The following is a 6,755-nucleotide window of genomic DNA, read 5'->3' on the forward strand; positions in this document are numbered from 1 at the left end:
TTCAATGCGTACACCCCCTGTACACCCCCTGTGCAGCGGACGGCGCCGCACAGGAGGAAACTGCGGTTAGCCTTGCCAGGTGGCGCCGGCGGGATCGTCGGTTGCTGTAATGCGGTAGAGGCCTGCGTTTCCGGTCATCGACGGTGCCGCACTGTAGCTTTCGCCGGGCAGGACCAGGGCCGTGTCGCCAACCGAAAGCGTGGTATCGACATCGTTGATCGTGATGCGCCAGTGGCCGCTGGCGGGCATCAGAACAACCGGCTTCCCGGCCTTGATCTGCTCGGGGACGCTGGAGCCGCGGCCCAGGAAATCGACTTCGAAGCCGGGCTTGTCCTTGAGCAAGCCGTTTTCGCCGATCACCACGGCAGGCTTGTTCGCCGACAACGCCATCAGGTCCCAGTAGCGGGCCACATATCTGCCCATGACGTCCTCGACCGGGACCTCGGGGTAGGTTTTCAGTTCCTCTTCGGTCAAGAGCGGCATCGGGCGCACGTTGCGGGGCAGTTCCTGGCCTTTCTTGCTGTCATAGAGCACGCCGTTGTCGCCGAGCATCAGGCCGTGGGCCCGGGCGTCTTCGATCACCTGCGGGGCCCAGGTGACTCCGCCGCCGGCATCGTCGCCACCAAGGATCGACATGATCATGCCGTAGTCCTGGCCGACGTTTTCAAAGCCGCGGAAGATGCCTGTCGGGATGTTGAAGATATCGCCTTCCTCGGCGATGAATTCACCCGCAGTGCCATAGCGGCCCCAGAAGAAGCGCCAGCGGCCCTTGGCGACAAAGAACACCTCGGCGGTGGTGTGGCTGTGCAGGCTGTTGCGGCATTTCGGAGGCTGGCCCGCCGCGCCGATGTTGAATCCGATCTTGTCGGTGATGTGGACGTGCTGATCCGGGGATTCCGACACGCCGCCGCCGATGATGGTGAAGTTTTCTTTCTGGTCCGAGCCGGGGGTGTGGGCGTCGATGAAAGCCGTCTTGCAAGGGCGCAGCTCGCCGTAGCGGACGATGCGGGATTGAATGGTGCTCATGGCGGGTTTCCTTTTGTGCCGGGATGATGAGGGAGGGAGGAGAATGCCCCATCAACCAGGCGGCCGCAGGTTCAGCCGGCGCGCGCGCAGCGAGGCGCGGTGCCGGTGATAGCGGCGCGTGGCCGGCCGGTTGTCCAGTTGATATGCGCCGAACGCGATCACTTAGAGCGCGCCCGTGTGCAGCAGGATCTGCTTTTGCACCGCGGTTTCGTCAAACAACGTCCATTCGCGGCGCAGCTTGATATCGCCGCCGATTAGCTCGCCCCATTCGGCGTGGCTGATGCCCAGCACATAAAGGTCAGCCCCTGAAGGCGCACCCAGGCTGCCCCAGCCGTCATGCTTGCCGTGCAGGCTCCAGCGGAGGGCGGAGCGCGGCGGCATGTTGGGATCATCGCGGCCGATCTGGTGGTGGATGGTGAATGCGGCCGAAGGCAGCGAGGCACGCAGCCCCATCCAGAAGCGTTCCACCGGGTCAAAGCTGTGGCCGGTGGCACCGCCGGGGTACTCAGACTGCACGGCGCGGTCGTATTCGGACCGGATGGCGCGCATGTCGGCATTCATTATCCGGGTCAGCAGATCGGCGTGGCGCTGGCCCCAGGCGTTATCATTGCCGCGGCCCTTGTAAGGACCTTCCAGGTCATTGGTTGGGGAGAGCGGTTTGACGCAAGCTTCGGGGCCGCCTTCGCGGGCAATCTGGTCACGGGAGAACTCCACCGGGTCCCAGCCCATCTGGCGCACCACGGCGCCGTTGTCGCGGATCAGCCATTCGTCGTCGATGGCATTGCGCTGCGCATGGCAGTCCGCCAGGATGCGGTAGACCAGCGGCCTGCCGGTGGCCTTGCCAAAGGCACCGTCGCCCAGATGGGTTGCGGTCGACAGGATGCGGTGGCTGGACAGCATGCCCTCTTCCGGGCTGCCGGACCAGATCACGTCCTCCCCCAAGAGGGTGCGGTCGGGGAACTCCGATAGGGTAGCCATAGTGGCCGCGATCACACCCTGGTTGCCGGTGGAGACCGATCCGGGCATGCGCACCACGATCTCGGGCGCGTAATAGTCATGCAGGGTGGCAAAGCCGCGGCTTTCCCAGATTTCATGAGTGATCCCGATGATGTAGTCGGGGAAGTCGCGGAATTTCGGGTCAAAACCCTTCATGAGGTCCATCCTTCGGGTATCCGTGCCGAGCCGCGCACAATTAGCGGCCCGTCGATGGCGACCCGTCTGGCGTTGGCGGTTTCAGGCGTGTTGATATGCTCCATCAGCGCGGCGACGGTCTCATCGACCATCAGATTGGCGCGCTGGCGCACTGTAGTGAGGTTGTAGGCAGGCCAGCCGGCCGGTGGCACATCATCATAGCCGATGACGGAAACATCACCGGGCACCGAAAGGCCAAGCTCAAAGCGGATCACATCCATGACTGCCAGCGCCATATGGTCATTGGCAACAAAGACGGCATCAGGGCGTTGCAGAGCGGGCCGGGAAAACATCTTGCGGGCGGCTTCGCGGGCGGTCTCGGTGTGAAACTGGCCGTTCTCGCGGCAGCACAGATCCGCGCCCGCATCGTGAAGGGCTGCCAGAAACCCGGCCTCGCGGTCACGCTGGGTCGAGGCCCCCTCCCAGCCTGCGATATAGCCGATCCGCTGGTGGCCGCCTGCCAGCAGAAACTCCGCTGCCTTGCGCCCGCCGGCATAATTGTCGGAGGTGACGGAGGTGATGCCCTCGATATCCTGCGATCGGTTGAAAAGCACCATCGGCACGCCCGCAGCCTGGCAGCGTTCGGCGATATCCGAGGACATGGCGACCGATGCGGTGACAATGCCATCGACCTGATAGTCCAGGATCTCCTCCATCACGTCCTCGACATTGCCGGAGGTTTGCGAGGCGAGAAAAACCAGCACGTGATAACCATGTTCCTGCAGCGCGTTGGACAGCTTCTCAATGGCCTCGGGGTAGAACTGGTTTTCCAGATAGGCCACCACCAGCCCGATGATGCGCGAACGCCCAGACACCATGGCGCGGGCGAGCACGTTGGGCCGGTAGCCCAGCTCGGCGGCGGCTTTCTTTACTTTGTCGGCAGTCTTTTTGCTGACTGACGCGCCGGGGGTAAACACGCGCGAGACTGCCGATTGGCTGACGCCCGCACGTTCCGCGACCTGAAGGGATGTGATTTTCTCTGCCATCAGTCCGCCGTCCACCCGCCGTCGATCAGCATTGAGGTGCCGGTGACCATGTCCGAGGCAGGCGAGGCCAGATAGAGCACCGCGCCCATGATGTCCTCTACTTCGCCGATGCGGTCCAGCTTGATCTTTTCCATTATCCAGGCGGCGCGCTCGGGATTGGCAAAAGTCTGTTCGGTGAGCGGTGTCCTGATGAACGTTGGGCAGACGGTGTTGATCCGCACCCCTGATTTGCCCCACTCGATGGCCATGGATTTCACCATGCCCTCCAGCCCGTGTTTGGAGGCGCAGTAGACCGCCCGGTCGATGCCGCCGACATGGCCCATCTGGCTTGAGATATGGATGATCGAGCCGCGTTTGCCTGCGGCCATCATGGCCTGTGCCGCCCAGGCCGACAGGAAATAGGCCGAGCGGAGATTGACGCCCATCACCGCGTCGAAATCTTCGGGTGTTGTTTCAACCGCCGGACCGTGGCGGGCCAGGCCTGCCGAGTTTACCACGACGTCAAAGGCGCGGGTTTCCAGAGCTGGCCGCAAGGCAGCGAGATCGGCCTGATCCAGCACCAGCGCTTCCGCTGAATAGCCTTCTGCTTGCAGCGCTGCGACCGTTTCCTGCAGCCGTTCAGCGCCACGCGCGGCGCAAACCACATGCGCCCCGGCCCCTGCCAGCGCGGCGGCACAGCCCTGACCGATGCCTGAGGAGGCACCAGTGACCAGTGCGGTTTTTCCGGTCAGATCAAAAGAAGGGGTGCGGGGCAGCTCTGGCATCAGGTCATTCCATCCGGGATTGCTATTGGACCCATGTTGCGGGCCTTGTTGAACTCGCGCAGCCGGGCCAGGACGTCAACGCCCAGCTGGCGGTAGACGTCCAGAAGGTCGACTAGCACCCAGTTCTCGCGGATCAGCCCATTCTCCAGCCGCCAGAAATCCAGCGAACGCAGTTCGATCTGTTTGCCTGCGGGCGCAATGCCCAGCCAGCCATCGGCGGTGACGGTCTGGCGCATGCTAGGCCAGCCGGTGACCGCAGCATAAGGGCCGTCGCCAAAGAAATGAAAAGTAAGACCGCGGGAGTGCTGCCCCCGGTCCGGCATCGCATTCAGAAACGGGATCTGGTGCCAGTGGCGGAAACCGGCGATGCCCCGGGCAGTGCCGATGCCCGCAGGCCCGTACCAGTTCATCCGCGGATGCCAGAAACGCTCCATTTCCATCACGTCCGGCCCGCCCTGGCTGGGGCAGCGCTGCAGATGCTCCAGCATCTCCAGAACCAGGTTGCGGCTGGCGGTACTTTGCCCTGCATCATAGGGGCCGGCCCGCACCCCGTCCTGGGTGGCGGGGCCTGGCACCTGCCACTCGCGCCCCAGCGAAGGGGCCATCGGCCAGGATCCGGCCTGCATCATCACCTCCGGAATATCCCAGAGCGCCTGCATCTCAGCCACTTTGCCGTTTTCAAAGCGGAAGAACTCATGAAACCGCATCGCCGCCTGATGACCGGTTGGCGGAATATCCAGCAAGGGTGCCAGAAAAGTCCCGGTGTAACAACCGCAGCAACCGACCCAGTCGAACCCGTGCTCGTCGCGGCCCGCCATAACGATACAGTCGCGCCGCTCCAGATCCGGCCAGGCTGCCAATAGCGGCAAATAGGCAGTGTCAAACAACGGTCCGGGACCAAGCAGATCGCCAAACGGATGGCCGAGATGGACGGCAGCATCCGGCGTAACAACAGCTTCCAAGGCCGCCCGCACGGGTGCTGCCTCAAAGTCGCGCATCGCGGCCCGCAGCGGCGCCAGCCGTGCTTTGTTGCCGCTATGTACGTCCGTTTCCATCTCTGACTGCATCCAGCTTCTTTCTGGTCTCAAATACTCCCGGGGGAAGGCCGCAGGCCTGGGGGCAAGGCCCCCAAAGCCCGCTTTGCGTCTATTCGCCGACCTCGCGGTAAGGCGCCGCCTCTCCGTAAGGCACGTTGATGCCGCCATAGCGGCGCACCCGGACGTTGCATTGCTCGGCATGTCCAACAAACCCCTCCAGTATGCACAGCCGCGAGCCGTATTCACCGATCAGGGTTGCTGCCTCATCTGTCAGAACCTTCTGATAGCTGTGTGTTTTCAAATACTTGCCAACCCATAGTCCGCCAGTGTAGCGGCCCGCCTTCTTGGTCGGCAGGGTGTGATTGGTGCCGATCACCTTGTCGCCGTTGGAGACATTGGTGCGCGCGCCGAGGAACAGCGCGCCGTAGCAGGTCATGTTTTTCAGGAACCAGTCGTCGCGGTCCGTCATCACCTGCACGTGCTCAGAGGCAATGTCATCCGCGACCTGCAGCATCTCGTCATAAGTGTCGCAAACGATGACTTCACCGTATTCTTCCCAGGACACCTTGGCAGTGTCGGCCGTCGGCAGCACGTCCAGCAGCCGGTCCACCTCAGACATAGTTTCTTCCGCCAGTTTGCGGGAGTTGGTCAGCAGAACACAGGGGCTGTTGTAACCATGCTCCGCCTGGCCCAGCAGGTCGGTTGCGCACAGTTCCGCATCGGCAGCGGTCTCATCAGCGATCACCATGGTCTCGGTCGGGCCTGCAAAGAGGTCGATGCCGACGCGGCCGAACAGCTGGCGCTTGGCTTCCGCCACGAAGGCGTTGCCGGGGCCGACGAGCATGTGGACGGGATCGATCGTTTCGGTGCCGATCGCCATTGCGCCAATCGCCTGGATGCCGCCCATCACGTAGATCTCATGGGCACCGCCCAGGTGCATCGCGGCAATCACAGCGGCGTTGGGCTTGCCGTTGAAAGGCGGCGTGCAGGCGATGATGCGCGGCACGCCCGCGACCTTGGCGGTGGCGACGGACATATGCGCCGAAGCCACCATCGGGAACTTGCCGCCGGGCACGTAGCAGCCGACCGATTGGACGGGGATGTTCTTGTGGCCGAGGATGACACCGGGCAGAGTCTCCACCTCGATGTCCAGCATGGAATCGCGCTGCGCCTGGGCGAAATTCATCACCTGCTTCTGCGCGAATTTGATATCCTCCAGCTCGCGCTCGCTCAGCGAGGCGATCAGCGCGTCGATTTCCTGCTGGCTGAGGCGGAAGCTTTCGGGGCTGTAGTTGTCGAATTTCTCGGACAGCTCCCGCACGGCGGCATCGCCGCGGGTTTCGATATCCTTCAGCGTCGCTTCGACCACGGCGCGGGTCTTGGCGTCGTCCTCGGCACGGTCCGCTTCAGGCTTGCCGCGTTTCAGGTATTCGATGGTCATGGTCAGGTCCTCAGTTTTCGGGGCGCGGCGGCACTTTCTCGCCGCGGTCAAATGCTTCCCAGCCTTCGCCGTTGAACAGGTCAACGCCGAGCTGAGCGGCTACATGGGCAAAATCGACGTTCACCCAGTTGTCGACGATCTTGCCGTCGACGACTTTCCAGAAGTCCATGTAGCGGATCTCGACTCGCTTGCCGGTGGGTTCGATGCCTAGGAACGTGCCGGAGTGAGTGGCCTCCTGGCGGCCGAAGGCGGCGGCCCATTCGCCCATATAGAGGCGGGCTTCGTCGATGCAGACCTTGTCAGAGAAGGC

At 63.1% G+C, this 6,755-nt stretch carries 7 protein-coding genes; all 7 read right to left on the bottom strand.

Annotated features, from left to right (window positions below; all coding sequences use genetic code 11):
* Positions 1-66: 66 nt before the first annotated feature.
* Positions 67-1,026, bottom strand: coding sequence for a cupin (locus tag A2I95_RS24350; protein ID WP_291733999.1), 960 nt, complete (start codon positions 1,024-1,026; stop codon positions 67-69).
* Between the two features lie 162 nt (positions 1,027-1,188).
* Positions 1,189-2,178 carry a nuclear transport factor 2 family protein gene (locus tag A2I95_RS24355; protein WP_291734001.1) on the bottom strand — a complete coding sequence of 330 codons (990 nt, stop codon included), beginning with the start codon at positions 2,176-2,178 and terminating at the stop codon, positions 1,189-1,191.
* Entirely contained in the window at positions 2,175-3,206 is a 1,032-nt protein-coding gene (locus A2I95_RS24360; RefSeq protein WP_291734010.1) for a LacI family DNA-binding transcriptional regulator, read from the bottom strand. The genes A2I95_RS24355 and A2I95_RS24360 overlap by 4 nt, the downstream gene beginning before the upstream one ends.
* On the bottom strand, positions 3,203-3,967 hold the full coding sequence (locus A2I95_RS24365; RefSeq protein WP_291734002.1) for an SDR family oxidoreductase: 765 nt from the start codon (positions 3,965-3,967) through the stop codon (positions 3,203-3,205). Before A2I95_RS24365 ends, A2I95_RS24360 begins: the two co-directional genes overlap by 4 nt.
* Positions 3,967-5,022: an ester cyclase gene (locus tag A2I95_RS24370; protein ID WP_291734004.1), complete on the bottom strand. Its 1,056-nt coding sequence runs from the start codon at positions 5,020-5,022 to the stop codon at positions 3,967-3,969. The genes A2I95_RS24365 and A2I95_RS24370 overlap by 1 nt, the downstream gene beginning before the upstream one ends.
* A 91-nt stretch (positions 5,023-5,113) precedes the next feature.
* Entirely contained in the window at positions 5,114-6,445 is a 1,332-nt protein-coding gene (hisD, locus tag A2I95_RS24375; RefSeq protein ID WP_291734006.1) for a histidinol dehydrogenase, read from the bottom strand.
* A 10-nt stretch (positions 6,446-6,455) separates the two neighbouring features.
* Positions 6,456-6,755: ester cyclase (locus A2I95_RS24380; RefSeq protein WP_291734008.1), on the bottom strand; the 300-nt coding region annotated here is incomplete at its 5' end.

Source organism: Leisingera sp. F5 (genome assembly GCF_001593695.1).